Annotated in this window: 15 protein-coding genes; 5 read left to right on the top strand and 10 right to left on the bottom strand. The window is 72.4% G+C overall.

What is annotated here, in order from left to right:
- Entirely contained in the window at positions 1 to 672 is a 672-nt protein-coding gene (gene phoP / locus ABD236_RS32940; RefSeq protein ID WP_465270246.1) for a two-component system response regulator PhoP, read from the bottom strand.
- Positions 673 to 677: 5 nt separating this feature from the next.
- The gene (gene phoR, locus ABD236_RS32935; protein WP_344080662.1) at positions 678 to 1,955 is read right to left on the bottom strand and encodes a two-component system sensor histidine kinase PhoR; all 1,278 of its coding nucleotides are present in this window, start codon (positions 1,953 to 1,955) and stop codon (positions 678 to 680) included.
- 213 nt (positions 1,956 to 2,168) lie between these two features.
- On the opposite strand from phoR, the gene phoU reads away from it, so the two are divergent.
- The gene (phoU, locus tag ABD236_RS32930) at positions 2,169 to 2,846 is read left to right on the top strand and encodes a phosphate signaling complex protein PhoU (protein WP_344080659.1); all 678 of its coding nucleotides are present in this window, start codon (positions 2,169 to 2,171) and stop codon (positions 2,844 to 2,846) included.
- Between the two features lie 308 nt (positions 2,847 to 3,154).
- On the opposite strand, the gene ABD236_RS32925 is transcribed toward phoU, so the two are convergent.
- On the bottom strand, positions 3,155 to 3,916 hold the full coding sequence (locus tag ABD236_RS32925) for a phosphoglyceromutase (protein ID WP_344080656.1): 762 nt from the start codon (positions 3,914 to 3,916) through the stop codon (positions 3,155 to 3,157).
- A 174-nt stretch (positions 3,917 to 4,090) separates the two neighbouring features.
- Here ABD236_RS32925 and ABD236_RS32920 point away from each other — a divergent pair, with 174 nt between their 5' ends.
- A complete protein-coding gene (locus ABD236_RS32920; protein ID WP_344080653.1) occupies positions 4,091 to 5,368 on the top strand; it encodes an MDR family MFS transporter in 1,278 nt (425 codons plus the stop codon).
- A 278-nt stretch (positions 5,369 to 5,646) separates the two neighbouring features.
- Here the strand turns inward: ABD236_RS32920 and ABD236_RS32915 are convergent, their stop codons facing one another.
- On the bottom strand, positions 5,647 to 6,132 hold the full coding sequence (locus ABD236_RS32915; RefSeq protein WP_344080650.1) for a type III secretion system chaperone family protein: 486 nt from the start codon (positions 6,130 to 6,132) through the stop codon (positions 5,647 to 5,649).
- Positions 6,125 to 7,468, bottom strand: coding sequence for a D-inositol-3-phosphate glycosyltransferase (mshA, locus tag ABD236_RS32910; protein WP_344080647.1), 1,344 nt, complete (start codon positions 7,466 to 7,468; stop codon positions 6,125 to 6,127). The genes ABD236_RS32915 and mshA overlap by 8 nt, the downstream gene beginning before the upstream one ends.
- 211 nt (positions 7,469 to 7,679) lie before the next feature.
- On the opposite strand from mshA, the gene ABD236_RS32905 reads away from it, so the two are divergent.
- The 3 genes from ABD236_RS32905 to ABD236_RS32895 all read left to right on the top strand — a co-directional run bounded on the left by ABD236_RS32905 (position 7,680) and on the right by ABD236_RS32895 (position 11,446).
- Positions 7,680 to 8,468 carry a class I SAM-dependent methyltransferase gene (locus ABD236_RS32905; RefSeq protein ID WP_344080644.1) on the top strand — a complete coding sequence of 263 codons (789 nt, stop codon included), beginning with the start codon at positions 7,680 to 7,682 and terminating at the stop codon, positions 8,466 to 8,468.
- 391 nt (positions 8,469 to 8,859) lie between these two features.
- A complete protein-coding gene (locus ABD236_RS32900; RefSeq protein ID WP_425544007.1) occupies positions 8,860 to 9,876 on the top strand; it encodes a C40 family peptidase in 1,017 nt (338 codons plus the stop codon).
- 145 nt (positions 9,877 to 10,021) lie between these two features.
- Entirely contained in the window at positions 10,022 to 11,446 is a 1,425-nt protein-coding gene (locus ABD236_RS32895; RefSeq protein ID WP_344080638.1) for a PP2C family protein-serine/threonine phosphatase, read from the top strand.
- Positions 11,447 to 11,534: 88 nt separating this feature from the next.
- Here ABD236_RS32895 and ABD236_RS32890 read toward each other — a convergent pair whose 3' ends face one another.
- The 5 genes from ABD236_RS32890 to ABD236_RS32870 form a co-directional block, all read right to left on the bottom strand.
- Positions 11,535 to 11,885 carry a DUF2516 family protein gene (locus ABD236_RS32890; RefSeq protein ID WP_344080998.1) on the bottom strand — a complete coding sequence of 117 codons (351 nt, stop codon included), beginning with the start codon at positions 11,883 to 11,885 and terminating at the stop codon, positions 11,535 to 11,537.
- Between the two features lie 116 nt (positions 11,886 to 12,001).
- Complete coding sequence (locus tag ABD236_RS32885; protein WP_344080635.1) at positions 12,002 to 12,616, bottom strand: hypothetical protein; 615 nt, start codon at positions 12,614 to 12,616, stop codon at positions 12,002 to 12,004.
- 35 nt (positions 12,617 to 12,651) lie between these two features.
- Entirely contained in the window at positions 12,652 to 13,083 is a 432-nt protein-coding gene (locus tag ABD236_RS32880; protein WP_344080632.1) for a helix-turn-helix domain-containing protein, read from the bottom strand.
- A 124-nt stretch (positions 13,084 to 13,207) separates the two neighbouring features.
- Entirely contained in the window at positions 13,208 to 13,792 is a 585-nt protein-coding gene (locus ABD236_RS32875) for a YceI family protein (protein WP_344080630.1), read from the bottom strand.
- 205 nt (positions 13,793 to 13,997) lie between these two features.
- Positions 13,998 to 16,130, bottom strand: coding sequence for a HelD family protein (locus ABD236_RS32870; RefSeq protein WP_344080627.1), 2,133 nt, complete (start codon positions 16,128 to 16,130; stop codon positions 13,998 to 14,000).
- Positions 16,131 to 16,146: the final 16 nt, after the last annotated feature.

The following is a 16,146-nucleotide window of genomic DNA, read 5'->3' as shown; positions in this document are numbered from 1 at the left end:
CTACGGCTCGAACTTGTAGCCCAGCCCCCGGACCGTCACCAGGTAGCGCGGCGCGCCCGGGTCCGGCTCGATCTTGGCGCGCAGGCGCTTGACGTGGACGTCGAGGGTCTTGGTGTCGCCGACGTAGTCCGCGCCCCAGACTCTGTCGATCAGCTGCATGCGGGTCAGCACCCGGCCCGCGTTGCGCAGCAGCATCTCCAGCAGGTCGAACTCCTTCAGCGGCAGGTCGACCTTGCCGCCGGAGACGGTGACCACATGGCGGTCCACGTCCATACGGACCGGGCCGGCCTCCAGCGCCGCCGGGGTGACCTCCTCCGGCTCGCCGCGCCGGCGCAGCACCGCGCGGATGCGGGCCACGAGCTCCCGGGAGGAGAAGGGCTTGGTGACGTAGTCGTCGGCTCCTATTTCCAGGCCGACGACCTTGTCGATCTCGCTGTCCTTGGCGGTGACCATGATCACCGGGACGTTGGAGCGGCCGCGCAGCTGGCGGCAGACCTCCGTGCCGGGCAGCCCCGGCAGCATCAGGTCGAGCAGCACGAGGTCGGCGCCGTTGCGCTCGAACTCGTCCAGCCCGTCGGGCCCGGTGGCCGCCACGGCGACCTCGAAGCCCTCTTTGCGGAGCATGTAGGACAGGGCGTCGCTGAACGATTCCTCGTCCTCGACGACGAGCACTCGGGTCACGGAAGGACCTCCGGGGCAGGGGGCACAGTGGTGGAGTCGTGCGCGGTGGGGAAGGTGTCGTACGGCGGCTCGTCGACGGCGTCGTCGTCCGGGCCTACGGGGTCGGGTGCGGCGCGGTCCCGTACGGCGCCGGCCTCCGGCAGCCTCAGGGTGAAGGTGGAGCCCTGTCCCTCGGAGCTCCACACCGTGACCTCCCCGCCGTGCGAGGCGGCCACGTGCTTGACGATGGCCAGGCCCAGGCCCGTGCCGCCGGTGGCGCGGGAGCGGGCCGGGTCGACGCGGTAGAAGCGCTCGAAGACGCGCTCCCGGTCCTTCTCCGAGATGCCTATGCCCTGGTCGGTCACGGCTATCTCGATCAGGTCCCCGCCGGGCGCGGCGACGCGGCGGCCCGCGATACCGACCCTGGTCCTGGCCGGGGAGTAGTTGACGGCGTTCTCCACGAGGTTGCCGAGGGCCGCGGCGAGCTGGCCGCGGTTGCCCCACACGTACAGGTCGGCCGTGCCGCCCGCGGCCATGGTGATCTGCTTGGTGGAGGCGGGGTGGCGGGAGCGGTCGATGGCCTCGGCCACCAGCTCGTCGACCCGGACGGGCTCGGCGTCCTCCAGCGGGTCGTCGTTCTGCACCCGGGAGAGGTCGATGAGCTCCTGGACCAGGTTGGTCAGCCGGTTGGCCTCGATCTGCATCCGGCCCGCGAAGCGGGTGATCGCCTCGGGGTCGTCCGAGGCGTCCATGACGGCCTCGGAGAGCAGGGAGAGTGCGCCGACCGGCGTCTTGAGCTCATGGCTGACGTTGGCGACGAAGTCGCGCCGGACCGCCTCGATGCGCCGGGCCTCGGTGAGGTCCTCGACCAGGAGGAGGACGAGGCGGGAGCCGAGCGGGGCGACGCGGGCGGAGACCGCCAGGGCCTCGCCCCGGCCGGTGCCCCGGCGTGGCAGGTCCAGCTCCACCTGCCGTATCTCGCCGTCGCGGCGGGTGTCGCGGGCCATGTGGAGCATCGGCTCCACGGCCAGCTTGCCGCCTCTGACCAGCCCCAGGGCGTACGCCGCGGAGCTGGCCTTGACCACCGAGTCGCTCTCGTCGAGCACCACCGCCGAGGAGCGGAGCACCGAGAGCACGGTGTCCACGCCGGGCGGCAGCACCGCGTCCGTGTGCAGGGATGTCCGGGTGGGCCGCGCCTGGTCGCGCTCGCTCCAGCGGAACGCCAGCATGGCGATGACACCGGTGCACAACCCGGCGATCGCTGCCGCTGCGGCGACCGCCGCGTTCACGTCCATGCATCCAGGTTATGCGGGTGCGCCGACACTCTCCCAGCCATCCGGGTGCCTGCTCGAACGTTCGTCGCCCAGAGTTCACCATGGTGATAGTGCTGGTTCACTTGGTGTGGCCGAATCGGACGCGTAGCCCACGGAACGTGGGAGCGTGGGAGTCACGACACCCCCTGCCTCCCCGGAAGTCATTGCCCGGAGTCATCGAAAGAGGGACACCCCATGCGGGACGCGTACCACGAGGAACTTGACTCGATCGGCGAGGGCCTGGTCGAGATGGCCCGCCTTGTCGGGTCGGCGATCGGGCGCGCCACGACGGCCATGCTCGACGCCGATCTCAAGCTCGCCGAGAGCGTGATCGCCGCCGACCAGAAGGTCGACGATCTGCAGCACGACCTGGAGGCGCGCGCGATAGCCCTGCTGGCCCGCCAGCAGCCGGTCGCCACCGACCTGCGGATCGTGGTGACCTCGCTCCGGATGAGCGCCGACCTGGAGCGCTCGGGCGACCTGGCCCAGCACGTGGCCAAGCTGACCCGGCTGCGCTACCCGGAGCGGGCGGTCCCGCGCGACCTGCACGCCACCATCCTGGAGATGGGCCAGCTCGCCCAGCGCCTGATGGCGAAGGCCGCCGAGGTGATCATCACCAAGGACGTCGACCTGGCGCTCCAGCTGGAGCAGGACGACGACGAGATGGACCTGCTGCACCGCACGCTCTTCCAGCACCTGATGGACGACCGCTGGAAGCACGGCATCGAGACCGCCGTCGACGTGACGCTGCTGGGCCGCTACTACGAGCGCTTCGCCGACCACGCCGTCTCGGTCGCCAAGCGGGTGGTCTACCTGGTCACCGGCGAGCACGCGGACGAGCTCCAGCCGCCGGTGCAGGTCGAAGGCGCGTAACGGGTGCCCGGGGGCGACCGGGAGCACGTACCGGCGCGTGAGGTCATCCTGTGTGCGCCGTTGATGCGCCCGCCCCGGTGGGCATCCAATGGGGTGAGGTGCGCGTACCCCCAACCCCGGGAGGGACCATGACCGAGACCCCGACCCCCGCCCCCGAAGCCTCGGGCTGCTCGTGCGGCCCCGGCTGCCAGTGCGGCTGCCAGTCGGGCGGCGCCTGCCAGTGCGGCGGCGGCTGCTGAGGAAGCGCTACGGGAAGGGCCCCGTCCGAAACCGGACGGGGCCCTTCGCGCGCTGGAGCCGACGGGCGGCTACTTCTTCTTGCCCTGGTTCTTGACCGCCTCGATCGCGGCCGCGGCGGCGTCCGGGTCGAGGTAGGTGCCACCGGGCTTGACCGGCTTGAAGTCGGCGTCGAGCTCGTAGACGAGCGGGATGCCGGTCGGGATGTTCAGGCCCGCGATGTCGGCGTCGGAGATGCCGTCGAGGTGCTTGACCAGGGCGCGCAGCGAGTTGCCGTGGGCGGCGACCAGGACCGTGCGGCCCGCGAGCAGGTCCGGGACGATGCCGTCGTACCAGTACGGCAGCATGCGGACGACGACGTCCTTGAGGCACTCGGTGCGCGGGCGCAGCTCCGGCGGGATCGTCGCGTAACGGGCGTCGTCGCTCTGCGAGAACTCCGTGCCGTCCCCCAGGGCCGGCGGCGGGGTGTCGTACGAGCGGCGCCACAGCATGAACTGCTCCTCGCCGAACTCGGCGAGCGTCTGCGCCTTGTCCTTGCCCTGGAGCGCGCCGTAGTGGCGCTCGTTCAGACGCCAGGAGCGGTGGACGGGGATCCAGTGGCGGTCGGCGGACTCCAGCGCCAGCTGGGCCGTGCGGATCGCGCGCTTCTGGAGGGAGGTGTGCAGCACGTCGGGGAGCAGGCCGGCGTCCTTGAGCAGCTCACCGCCGCGCGCCGCCTCCTTCTCGCCCTTCGCGGTGAGGTTGACGTCCACCCACCCGGTGAACAGGTTCTTCTCGTTCCACTCGCTCTCGCCGTGGCGGAGGAGGATCAGCTTGTACGGTGCGTCGGCCATGCGCACGAGCGTAATCGACGTTCGCGGGCCCTCGCGCGCGCGGGGAGGAAGCCGCCGGAAGCGTCTCGGCACGTGGACGATTGACGGACGGTGTCAATTGAGTGGCGCGCTCCGACCCCTGCGTCGTAAGTTGCGGACATCACCTGCGCCACTTACACATCTTCGGGGGAATCGATGTCCGTCGCCAGTCTCAGACGCGCCGCACGAGAGAGCGTCTCGGGTCTGCCCCGGGAGTTCTGGTGGCTGTGGACAAGCACGCTGATCAACCGGCTCGGCGCGTTCGTCGCCACCTTCATGACGCTGTACCTCACCCATGAGCGCGGCTACTCGGCCTCGTACGCCGGTCTCGTCGTCTCCCTGCACGGCCTGGGCGGCGTGGTCTCCTCGCTCGGCGCGGGCGTCCTGACCGACCGGCTCGGCCGGCGCCCCACGATGATGATCGCCCAGACGGCGACGGCCTTCTCGGTGGCGCTGCTCGGCTTCATGACCGACCCGGCGGCGATCGTCGCGGTCGCCTTCCTGGTCGGCATGGCCTCCAACGCCTCGCGCCCGGCGGTGCAGGCGATGATGGCGGACATCGTGAAGCCCGAGGACCGGATGCGGGCCTTCTCGCTCAACTACTGGGCGATCAACCTCGGGTTCGCCGTCTCCTCGGCGGGCGCGGGCTTCATCGCCCAGCACAGCTATCTGGCGGGCTTCCTCGGCGAGGCCTCCCTCACCCTGGTCTGCGCGGTCCTGGTCTTCCTGAAGCTGCCCGAGTCCCGTCCCGACGCGACGGCTTCGGCGGTACGGGAGAAGGAGCGCGAGCCGGAGATCGGCCTCGGCACGGTCTTCCGCGACGGCCGCTTCATGGGCGTGGTCGGGCTCTCCTTCCTCATCTCCCTGATCTTCCAGCAGGGTTACGTGGGTCTGCCGGTGGCGATGGGCGCGGACGGCTTCTCCAGCGCGGACTTCGGTCTGGCGATCGCGGTCAACGGCGTACTGATCGTCGCCCTCCAGATCCCGGTCACCCGGGCCATCGAGCACCGCGACCCGCGCCGGCTGCTGATCGTCTCGGCGCTGCTCGCGGGGTACGGGTTCGGGCTCACCGCCTTCGCGGGTTCGGTGGCGGTGTACGCGCTGACGATCTGCGTCTGGACGCTGGCCGAGATCGTCAACTCGCCCACCCAGACCGGCCTGGTGGTGCGCCTCTCCCCGGTCCACGGCCGGGGCCGCTACCAGGGCGTCTACACGATGTCCTGGTCGGTGGCGGCGCTGGTCGCCCCGCTGCTGTCCGGCTTCGTGGTCGACCGGTTCGGCGCGGACTGGCTCTGGGCGGCCTGCGCGGTGCTCGGCACGGTGGCGGCGGGCGGGTACGCGCTGCTGATGCGGGGCCTGACGGGTGACCAGGACGTGGTGGCCGGGGTCAGCACGCCCGAGCGCGCAGAGCCCCGAACGGACTCCGTGGTCTGACGGCCTCCGGCGCCCCGCGCCCCCTTTTGTGCCCGGTTTGTCTGCGGCTGGGTGGCGGGTTGCTCGCGCAGTTCCCCGCGCCCCTTAGGTAACCGGCCGCAGCCAGAGACCCCAGCTCAGCCACAGGCTTTCAGGGGCGCGGGGAACTGCGCGAGAAGAGGCCACCGGCCCGCAGACGAAGAGGGTTTCCAGGGACGCCCGAACGGGCCGTACTACCTAGGGGCGCGGGGAACTGCGCGACCAGCCCGCCACCGGCCCGCAGACAAAGGCCGGGCCACTTACTTCCGTTGGGTCAAAGACGTGAACGCGTCCAGGTTTCGGGTGGATTCGCCGCGCGACACCCTCCACTCGTACTCCCGGCGGATCGCCGACGCGAACCCAAGCTCAAGCAGCGTGTTGAAGGAGCCGTCCGCCTCCTCCAGGACCGTGCCCAGGAGCCGGTCCAGCTCCTCGGGGGTGATGGCGGCCAGGGGCAGCTTGCCCGCGAGGTACACGTCGCCGAGTGGATCGATCGCGTAACCCACCCCGTACAGCCGCAGATTGCGCTCCAGGAGCCAGCGGTGGACACCCGCCTCGTTCTCGTCGGGGTGGCGCACCACGAAGGCGTTCACCGAGAGGGAGTGGCGGCCGACCCGCAGCGAGCAGGTCGTGGAGAGCTTGCGCGTGCCGGGGAGCTTCACCACGTACGAGTCCGGGTCCGGGGACTCCCACTCCAGCTCCGCGTCCTTCAGGTACGCCTCGATCACAGCCCGTGCGTCAGCCATGGTGCGAGCGTACGCGACGGCGGTGTTCCTGCATCGCGGCGGTGTAGACGTCCGCCGTGGCCGACGCGGCCGTGCCCCAGCCGAAGGACTGGGCGTGCCGGGCGGCCGCCGCGCCCATCCGGTCGACCAGCGAGGGGTCGTCCGCGAAGCGGCGCAGGGCGCGCGCGTAGTCACCGGGGTCGTGGCCGGGCACCAGGAAGCCGGTCTCGCCGGAGCGCACCGCGACCGGCAGACCGCCCACCGCCGCCGCCACCACCGGCGTCCCCGCCGCCTGCGCCTCGATCGCCACCAGCCCGAAGGACTCGCTGTACGAGGGCATGACCAGCACCGACGCCGCCCGGAACCAGTCCGCGAGCCGGTCCTGGCCGACCGGCGGATGGAACCGGACCACGTCCGAGATGCCGAGCCGGGCCGCCAGCTTGTGCAGCCCCTCCGGCTTGGCGAGCCCGCTGCCCGAGGGCCCGCCTATCACCGGCACCACCAGCCGCGAGCGCAGCGACGGGGTCTCGGTGAGCAGCACCGCCACCGCCCGCAGCAGGACGTCGGGCGCCTTCAGCGGCTGGATGCGGCCCGCGAAGAGCGGCACCAGGGCGTCCTGCGGCAGGCCGAGCCGGGCCCGGGCCGCCGCCCGGCCGTCCCCGGGCCGGAACCGGTCCAGGTTCACCCCGGGGTGGACGACCGCGACCTTGCCGGGGTCGGCGTCGTAGAAGCGGACGAGCTCGTCGGCCTCCTCGGCGGTGTTGGCGATGAGCCGGTCCGCCGCGTTCACGATCTGCGTCTCGCCGATCACGCGCGCGGCGGGCTCGGGCGTGTCGCCGTCGGCGAGCGCGGCGTTCTTCACCTTGGCCATGGTGTGCATGGCGTGCACCAGCGGCACGCCCCAGCGCTGGGCGGCGAGCCAGCCGACGTGGCCGGAGAGCCAGTAGTGGGAGTGGACGAGGTCGTAGTGGCCGGGCCGGTGGCCCGCCCAGGCCTGCATCACGCCGTGGGTGAAGGCGCACAGCTGGGCCGGCAGCTCCTCCTTGGCCAGGCCCTCGTACGGGCCCGCGTCCACATGCCGTACGAGCACGCCCGGCGCCATCTCGACCGTGGGAGCCAGGCCGCCCGTGGTCGCCCGGGTGAAGATCTCCACCTCGATGTTGATCGCGGCGAGGCGCTTGGCGAGCTCCACGATGTAGACGTTCATCCCGCCCGCGTCGCCGGTGCCCGGCTGGTGCAGCGGGGAGGTGTGGACGCTGAGCATGGCGATCCGGCGCGGCCTGCGGTGGCCCCCGGGCAGCCGGAGCCGGGGCGGCCCCGCCAGGGTGCCGGTGAACCGGGACACGTACTGGCTCACGTCGACGTCCTCTCGACCGGGTGCAAGGCGGGTGGCGCTGTGGAGCTGGGCAGGTGGAGCTGGGCATGCGTGCGGAGGGCACGTACGCGCCCTCAATGACCGGTAACCACCGGAACCCTTCCTTTCATTTCCGCTTCCCGGCACTTTTGCCGAAAACTTGCCCGTCGGGCTCGTGCCGGGCCCCCTCCCCCCTGGCGCCTACCCTCGTCCTATGGCTCCACCCAAGCGACCCGTCGGCACCGTCACGCGCGGCACCACCAATCCGAACCGGCTGCGCCGCATGGACCGCTGGATCGCCGAGGTGCACGGGCCCGCGCTGCGCCGCGCCGAGGCGCCGGTCGCGGTGGACCTGGGGTACGGGGCCGCCCCCTGGACGGCCGTCGAACTGCTCCAGCGGCTGCGCACCGCCGCGCCCGCCGTGTCGGTGGTGGGGATCGAGATCGAGCCGGCCCGGGTCGCGGCCGCCAAGCCGTACGAGCGCGAGGGCCTCACCTTCGTGCACGGCGGCTTCGAGGTGCCGCTGCCGCGGCCCCCGCTGCTGATCCGGGCGGCGAACGTGCTGCGGCAGTACGAGGAGGGCGAGGTCGCGGCCGTCTGGGCGCGGCTGTGCGGGCGGCTCGCTCCGGGCGGGCTGCTCGTCGAGGGCACCTGCGACGAGATCGGGCGGCGGCACGTGTGGGTGGCGCTGGACGCGTCGGGGCCGCGCACGGTGACGTTCGCGACCCGGCTGGGCTCGCTGGAGCGCCCCTCGGACCTGGCGGAGCGGCTGCCGAAGGCGCTGATCCACCGAAACGTGCCGGGCGAGCCGGTACACGCCTTTCTGCGCGACTTCGACCGGGCGTGGGCGGCGGCGGCCCCGTACGCCTCGCTGGGCGCGCGGCAGCGGTGGATCCGGGCGGTCCGGGACCTGGCGGCCCACTGGCCGCTGACGGACGGGCCCCGGCGGTGGCGGCAGGGGGAGGTCACGGTGGAGTGGGGGGCGCTGGCGCCTCGGGGGTGAGTGCTCGTGGGGGTGAGTGCTTGTGGGGGCGCGTGACCGCAGAGGCGCGTGACCGCAGGGGGCGAGCGCGCCCGGCGTGCGTGCACCTGGGGCGGCGCCGCTGGGGACGGCTGACCACGCACGAGTGAATACCGGGGGCGAGGAGCTCCGAGGGGAACGCGCGGCCCCTTTCGTTCGTCCCACACGCGGGGGGTGACCCGTGAGGTGCCCGTCCGCCCCTGTCGTTTTGGGAGGCGGCATGGCACCATCACGACGTCGCCAGAATGTTACTGACGGTAAATCACCTACCGTATTGCCTGGAGTTGTCCGGTTGTCCAAAGGGGGAGACTTAGTGCAGCCGCGCCGCTTGGCCACCGCGATCACCGTGGTGTGCGCCCTGACCGTGCTCGCGATGCCGGCCACGGCGTTCGCCGCGCCGAATCCGAAGCCGGACCCGACCGCGTCGGCCGCTCCCCCGGCCGCCCCGGTGACGTCGAAGCCCCTTGAGGACGTCCGCAAGGAGATAGACGAGCTCTACCGGCAGGCGGCGGTCGCGACCGAGGCGTACAACCAGGCCCAGGAGCAGACCAAGCTCCAGTCGGCGGAGATCGTGAAGATCGCCCAGGAGATCGTCAAGGGCGAGGAGCGGATCAAGCGGCTCAAGGACCAGGCGGGGGCGGCGGCCCGGCTCCAGTACCGCACGGGCGGGCTGCCGTTCGGCGCGCAGATGATGCTCAGCGGAAACCCGGACGGCTTCCTGGACGGCGCGAACCGGCTGCGCCAGGGCCAGCAGGCCACCCAGGGCCTGCTGGCCGAACTGAACCGTACGCAACAGGACTTGGCGCAGTACTCGAAGGACGCCTCGGCCCAGTGGAAGAAGCTGGAGGCGAACCGGGTCAGGAAGGAGACCGCCAAGAAGGAGATCACCGGCAAGATCGCGGCCGCCGAGAAGCTGGAGTCCCAGCTGGAGGCGAAGGAGCGCGAGCGGCTCGCCGAGCTGGAGCGCCAGCAGCAGTACAAGGCGCAGACGGACTGGCTGAGTTCGGGGATACTGAAGGAGATCAACGGCCGGGCGAGCGAGCAGGGCCGCAAGGCGGTGAAGTTCGCCACCGACCAGATCGGCAAGCCGTATGTGTGGGGCGCCGAGGGGCCGCTCTCCTACGACTGCTCGGGCCTGACCTCGCAGGCCTGGCTCGCGGCGGGCCGGGGCATTCCGCGCACTTCCCAGGAGCAGTGGGCACAACTGCCGCATGTCGCCATCAAGGACATGCGTCCGGGCGATCTCATCATCTACTTCGCGGACGCGACCCACGTCGGCATGTACGTGGGCGACGGAGCGATCGTGCACGCCCCCCGCCCGGGGCGGAACGTGACGGTGGCGGGCGCGGGCACCATGCCGATCCTGGGAGTCGTCCGCCCGGACAAGTAAGGCAATGTGGCATATGCCATGAGCCATTTGCCGAACAGTCACCGGACGCCATTCCACTGCGCGGCCCCATGACGCTAGGGTCCGGAACTGGCGGCAACGCAGCCCTGCGTTCCGCGGCGCCCTCGGGAGGAGGGAGACCGGAACGATGCCCGCACCGCACATGTGGTCCCCTCGCACACCCCCGCCGGGACCGGGCGAGCCGGCCCTGCCCGCCCCGGGCCCGCTGGCCCCGGCCCCTGGTCTGCCGGGCGCCCGGATGCCCGGGGGGCTGGTCGGGACGGGCGGTCCGGAGGCTCTCGGCGGCGCGGGCGGAGCGGTCGTGCCGACGGCGCCGGACGCGCCCGCGACCGGCGTCGCGGGACCGGAGACGAGTGTCGGCGGCACCGCTCCCCAGCCGGCCGCCGCCCTCGACCTGCTCGTCATCGAGGACGACCCGGTCGGCCCCTTCACCGTCTCCGAGCTGCTGCACAGCACCGAGGCGCGGGTGCGGATCCGTACCGCGCGCAACCTCACCGAGGCCGAGCGGCTGCTCACCGACGACGTGAACTGCATCCTGCTCGACCTGGCGCTGCCCGGCCGCGACCCCGACGACGAGCTCGCCGCGCTGCGGCACCTGCTGCGCCTCGCGCCCCGGCACGCCGTCCTCGCGCTCACCGCCTCCACCCACGCCGAGCGCGCCGCCGAGGCCGTCCGGGTCGGCGCCCAGGACTTCCTCTTCCGCGACGAGCTGGACGGCCGGCTGCTGAGCCGGGCCATCCGGTACGCGGTGGAGCGCAAACGGGCCGACACCGCGCAGTACAAGCTGGCGGAGTCACGGCTGCGCGCCCAGGAGAACGCCCGCCTCGAGCGCGGGCTGCTGCCCACGCCGCTGCTCGACGGCTCCGCGCTGCTCTTCGCCGCCCGCTACCGGCCGGGCCGCTCCCGCGCCCTGCTGGGCGGCGACTTCTACGACACCGTCCGCACCCCCGACGGCACCGTCCACGCCATGATCGGCGACGTCTGCGGGCACGGCCCCGACGAGGCCGCGCTGGGAGTGGAACTGCGGATCGCCTGGCGGGCGTTGACGCTGGCCGGGCTGTGCGGCGACGCGCTCCTGACGACGCTTCAGCAGGTGCTGGAGCACGAGCGGGACAGCGACGAGATCTTCGCGACGCTCTGTACGGTCGACATCGCGCCGGACGGCCGCCGCGCCGAGCTGAGCCTGGCGGGCCACCCGGCGCCGCTGATCACCCGCGCGGGCGGCCCGGCGGGTCTGCTCGCGTACGAGAGCGGCGGCCCGGCGCTCGGGCTGCTGCCCCAGACGCGCTGGCCGCGCCGCCGGGTGGAACTGGGCGAGGCGTGGAGCCTGTTGATGTACACGGACGGCCTCATCGAGGGCCGCACCGGCGTCGGCGAACAGCGGCTGGGCCAGGAGGGCATGACCGAGATGGTCAACCGGCTGCTGACGACGGGCCTGCGCGGCGAGTCACTGCTGGAAGCGGCGGTCACCGAGGCCCGCGAGCTCAACGGCGGTGAACTCACCGACGACGTGGCGGTGTTGCTGCTGGAGCGGACCCGGACACGCGACTGACCCGGATATGCGACTGACCCGGACGCTATGGCGCCGGGTCAGGGCCGGGCGAGCACTCGTACGGAACGGGTCTCAGGGGCTCAGGGACTCAGCGCCCGCCGTTGTACGGCCCGTACGGCCCGTCGCTGCTCGAACCGCCGCGACGGCCGCCTCGGCCGCCGCGACCCCGGCCGCCACTGATCTGCCGCACCGCGGGACGGACGTCCACGATGTAGACGATCACCGCCACCGCGCCGATCACCGGCAGGAACGAGAGCAGCGGGAACAACACGCTGACCAGCAGCGCGATGGCCAGGATGATCAGCCAGAACGGCTTGGTCTGCTTGTCGACCGCGCGGAACGCGTCCTCCCGGCGGAAGGCCGCGTCCACTAGCGCGAACAGGCTCAGTGCGGTCAGGGCTGTACTCAGCAGCCACATGAACCCCATGAATCCCTGCATCAGCACGGTCGTCCACCACCTTTCCCGGGATCGGTCCCTACGCGGCCAAGGTACCCGTCAAACGAGGCGGGCACCGAAAAGGTGCCCGAGGTGCCCGCCCCCGCGACGGCCCCGGCTCACTCCGAGGGCTTGGCCGCGGTCTTCTTGGCCGTGGACTTGCGCGCGGCCGGCTTCTTGGCGGCAGCGGGCTGAGCCTCGGCGGGCTCCGACGCGGCGGCGGCCGGTTCGGTGGAGGCGGAGCCGTCGGACGCGGGCTCCGGCGAGCCCTTCGGCTCGACGAGCTCGGCGACGTCGAGGATCTCCTCGGCCGCCTCGCCGCGCCACGCCTTGACGGCGGCCTGGCCGTGCTCGGCCACCTTGTCGTACCCCTCGCGGCCCTTGACCAGCGTCTCGACCGCGAGGCCGACCGCCTGGAGGGCGAGGTGCTGGACGGAGTCGCCCAGCTTCTTCACATCGCCGTCGAGCGCGCCGACGACCTCGGTCACCTTGGCGGTGACGGCGGCCTGGGCCTCCTTGGCCCGGTCGACGACCTTCTCCTGGACGACCTTGGGGTCGGTGTTGCGCACGGCCTCGAAGCGGGCGGGGACCTCGGTCTGGATCCGCTCGACCAGCACCGGGATCTTCTCCGGGACCTTCGCGGCCTGCTTGGCGCCGAGGTCGAGCGCGCCGGCGACGAAGAAGAGGGGCTTGGGGTCGGTCAGCGCGTTACGCAGCTCATCGGTGACGGCCATGCTGGTTTCCTCCCGGATCAGTACGTGGGTCAGCGTCAGCTCTTGGGAGCCGGTGCGGCATCGCCCGCTCCGCCGTCCTCGCCGGGCTCCTGGCCGGCGGCCGGAGCAGGTGCGTCCGCGTCGAGCCCGTTCTCCTTGCGGAAGGACTCGTAGATCTGGATCAGCACCTGCTTCTGCCGCTCGTCGAGCGAGGGGTCGGCGAGGATGACGCTCCGTGTCTCCGCCGCCTCCGGTGCCCGTTCGTCGAGGATCCCGGCCTGCACGTACAGCGTCTCGGCGGAGATCCGCAGCGCCTTGGCGAGCTGCTGCAGAATGTCCGCGCTCGGCTTGCGCAGCCCGCGCTCGATCTGGCTCAGATACGGATTGGACACCCCGGCGGCATCGGCGAGCTGCCGCAACGAGAGCTGGGCGTTACGCCGCTGCTCGCGCAGGAACCCGCCGAGATTGCCGACGTTGAGCGATGCCATACCCCGATACTGCCCCCTCCTTGCTAACTTTTGCAAGCAGGCGCTTGCAAAAGTGTGCTGCGCCACGTGGGGCCGTCTATGTGGGGCCGTCTACGTGAGGCCGTGCACGTGGGGCCGTACCGCGTCAGGCCCGGCTCGCCTCCACGTCCAGCGTGATCTTGATCGTGTCGCCGAGGGTCGCGCCCACCGTCCCGCCGGTGACGCCGAAGTCCTTGCGGCCGATCCTGGTGGTCGCGGTGAAGCCCACCACCGAGCGGCCCTCGTAGCCCTTGCCGAAGCCGTGCAGCTCCAGGTCGAGGGTGACGGGGCGGGTGACGCCGCGGACGCTCAGCTCGCCGTCGAGCAGGAAGCCCTCGCCGTCGCCGGAGCGCACGCCCGTCGAGCGGAAGGTCATCTCGGGGAACTCCTCCACGTGCAGGAAGTCCGCCGACCGGATGTGGTTGTCGCGCTGCTCGTGCGCCGTGGAGACCGACGCGGTCCTGATCGTCGCGGTGACCGAGGACTCCAGCGGGTTCTCGGCGAGCACGATCTCGCCCTCGAACTCGTCGAACCGGCCGCGCACATTGGCGACGCCCAAGTGCCGTACGGCGAAGGCGATCTCGGAGTGGACCGGGTCGATCGCCCAGGCGCCGGGCTCGTAGCCGGGCAGCTCGGCGGCCGAGACGGCCGGTTCGGGTGACGGGGAGGACGAGGAGGAAGTGGTGGTCATGCCGGTGGCCCCCTGGAGGATGTAGGCATTCGAGTGGTGGAGTGCTCGCGGTGCCGTGCGCTGCCGCCCCGCGCCTCCATGCCCCGCGCAGGGCGCGACCTCGCCCCGCGTAGGGCTCGGTCCCATGCTTGAACCCTCCACAACATAGTGAGTCCAGGCCGCTCGCGCACCCAACTGCCGCAAGGAGTACGGGTGTTGCACACCCCTACCGCAAGGCCGGCGGCAGCGGCTCGCTGTGCAGGACCTCCAGCCGGGAGACCGCCCGCGTCAGCACCACGTACAGCCGGTGCAGCCCGCGCTCCTCCGCCTCCGCGATCGCCGCCGGCTCCACGGCCACCACATGGTCGTACTCCAGCCCCTTCGCCACCGTCGCGGGCAGCACCGTCACCCGGGCCCTCGCGGTCAGGTCGTCCGGCTCCGCCGTGGCCACACCCGCCGCCGCGAGGGCCGCGCGCAGCTCCGGTACGTCCGCGTCGCGCGCGATCACGCCCACCGAGCCCTCCCGGTCGAGCGCCGCCCGTACGGACTCCACCAGCGCGGCCCGTACGTCCTGGACCCGCCGCACCGCCAGCTCCCCGTCCCGGCGCAGCGAGCGGGACGGCGGTACGGCCACGCCGAGCGCGCCGAGCAGCCCGTTCGCCAGGGCCACGATCGCCTCCGGGACCCGGAAGCCGGTGGTCAGCGGGATCACCGGGGCGTCCGGCTTGCCCAGGTGCGCCAGGTGCCGCGGCCAGTCGCGGGCCGCCCACGGGGTGGTGCCCTGGGCCAGGTCGCCGAGCACAGTCAGCGAGCCGAAGCCGGAGCGGCGGGCGACGGCCCGGCACTGCATGGGCGAGAGGTCCTGCGCCTCGTCGACGACGATATGGCCGTATCCCTGCGGCCGTTCGATCAGCCCCGCCAGCTCGTCGAGCAGGACCTGGTCGGCCGCCGACCACTTGGCCGACTTGTACGAGCGCGGCACCCGGCTCCACAGCAGGCGCTTCTGCTCCTCGGCGCCCAACTCGCCGTCGGCGGCGGCCGCCAGCGTGTCCGGGTCGGTGAACAGCGCCGCCAGCACCTCCTCGGGCGTCACCTTCGGCCAGGCCGCGTCCACGAACGCGGAGAGCGGCCGGGCCCGGGAGATCCGTTGCAGCCAGGTGTTGTTCATGGGCCCGGCCCGCCGCTCGGCCTCCAGCTGGATCACGCGCGCGGCCCGGCTGCGCACCCGCTCGCGGCCCACCGCGTACGGCGGCGCCTCGGCCCGTACCTCCTCGACGATCCGCGCCAGCTCGCCGCCGCTCACCCGCCAGCGGTACGAGCCGTCGGGCACCTCGACCGCCTCGTACCGCCCGGCGGGGTCGTCCACGCGCGCGTAGAGCGCGCGGCGCAGCACCCGCGCCATCCGGGCGTCGTGCTTGACGACCGCCGCGGCCTCGTCGTCGACCGCCCGGACCGGTCCGCGCGCGACCTCGTCATCGACCGTCGACTGCCGGATGTCGATCTCGCCGAGGGCGGGCAGCACCTGGCCGATGTAGTGGAGGAAGGTCCGGTTGGGGCCGAGGACCAGGAGGCCGCCGCGCTGGATGCGCTGGGGGTAGGTGTAGAGCAGATACGCGGCCCGGTGCAGCCCGACCGCCGTCTTGCCGGTGCCCGGGGCGCCCTGGACGCACAGGGACTGGCCGAGCTCGGACCGTACGAGGTCGTCCTGCTCGGGCTGGATGGTGGCGGCGATGTCGCGCATCGGGCCGACACGGGGGCGCTCGATCTCGGCGGCGAGGATCCCGCCGACGCCCCCGGCCGCCTCGCCCGTCCCACCAGCCTCACCGGTTGCGCCAGCCTCACCGGTCCCGCCCGCCTCGCCCGTCCCGTCGACTCCACCCCCAGCGGGCGCCCCCAGCCGCTCGTCCTCCAGGCCGGTGAGGTCCTCGGGGGCGCCGAGGCTGCCCGGGGCCCAGCCGAAGCGGCGGCGCACGGCGACGCCCAGCGGGTCGCGGGTGCCGGCCTGGTAGAACGTCCGCGAGACCGGCGCCCGCCAGTCGACGACCAGCGGCGGCGCGGAGGGGTGCTCGCTGATGCGGCGGCGCCCGATGTAGTAGCGCTGCCCGGCGTGGTCGCCGGAGGCGCCGCCGTCGTCGAAGTCGAGCCGCCCGAAGAACAGCGGGCTCTGCGGCTCCTGCCGCAACTCCTTTGCCCAGCTGCGCAGTTGATAGCCGAGCACTTCCGCGTCCGCGCCGGAGGCGAAGGCGTTCTCGCCGGTCACGACCCGCTCGTCGGCGCCTTCGACCATGCCGGCGAGGGCCGCGCGGCAGGCCTGGTGATAGGTCCGTTCCTGGCTGAGTTCGCGGTCGAGTGGCGTCATGCCGTCAAGCGTAACG

This window comes from Streptomyces crystallinus (assembly GCF_039521265.1).
In the GTDB taxonomy this organism is placed as follows: domain Bacteria; phylum Actinomycetota; class Actinomycetes; order Streptomycetales; family Streptomycetaceae; genus Streptomyces; species Streptomyces crystallinus.
This window is presented reverse-complemented; position numbering and strand designations above follow the sequence as displayed.